We start from the raw sequence: 817 nt of genomic DNA on the forward strand, positions 1-817 counted from the left end.
AGAAGTCCATGTCGCCGCCGCCGGGCATGGCGGGGGCGGCTCCGGCCTTCTCGGGCTTCTCGGCGATGACGGCCTCGGTGGTGAGGAACAGCGCCGCGATGGACGCCGCGTTCTGCAGCGCCGAACGCGTCACCTTGGCCGGGTCGATGATGCCCGTCTCGAACAGGTTGACGTACTCGCCGGTGGCGGCGTTGAGGCCTTCGCCCGGGGGAAGGTTGCGTACCTTCTCCACCACGACGCCGCCCTCGAGGCCGGCGTTGACGGCGATCTGCTTGAGGGGCTCCTCCAGCGCCTTCTTGACGATCGCGGCGCCGGTGGCCTCGTCGCCGAAGAGCTCGAGCTTGTCGAAGGCCTTGGCGCCGGCCTGCAGCAGCGCCACGCCGCCGCCGGGGACGATGCCCTCCTCGACGGCCGCCTTGGCGTTGCGCACGGCGTCCTCGATGCGGTGCTTGCGCTCCTTGAGCTCGACCTCGGTGGCGGCGCCGGCCTTGATGACGGCCACGCCGCCGGCCAGCTTGGCCAGACGCTCCTGGAGCTTCTCGCGGTCGTAGTCGGAGTCGGTGTTGTCGATCTCGGCGCGGATCTGGTTGACCCGGCCGGCGATCTGCTCGGCGTCGCCGGCACCGTCGACGATGGTGGTCTCGTCCTTGGTGACGATGACCTGGCGGGCGCGGCCGAGCTGGTCCAGGGTGGTGGACTCCAGCTTCAGGCCGAGGTCCTCGCTGATGACCTGGGCGCCGGTCAGGACGCCGATGTCGGCCAGCATGGCCTTGCGGCGGTCGCCGAAGCCCGGCGCCTTGACCGCGACCGAGCGGAA

Annotated in this window: 1 protein-coding gene; it reads right to left on the minus strand. The window is 70.9% G+C overall.

What is annotated here, in order from left to right; genetic code table 11:
• Positions 1 to 817, minus strand: an 817-nt coding sequence (gene groEL, locus ACVCAG_RS45795) for a chaperonin GroEL (RefSeq protein ID WP_440089949.1), incomplete at both ends; no start/stop codon positions are given.

Source organism: Streptosporangium sp. G12 (assembly GCF_052983175.1).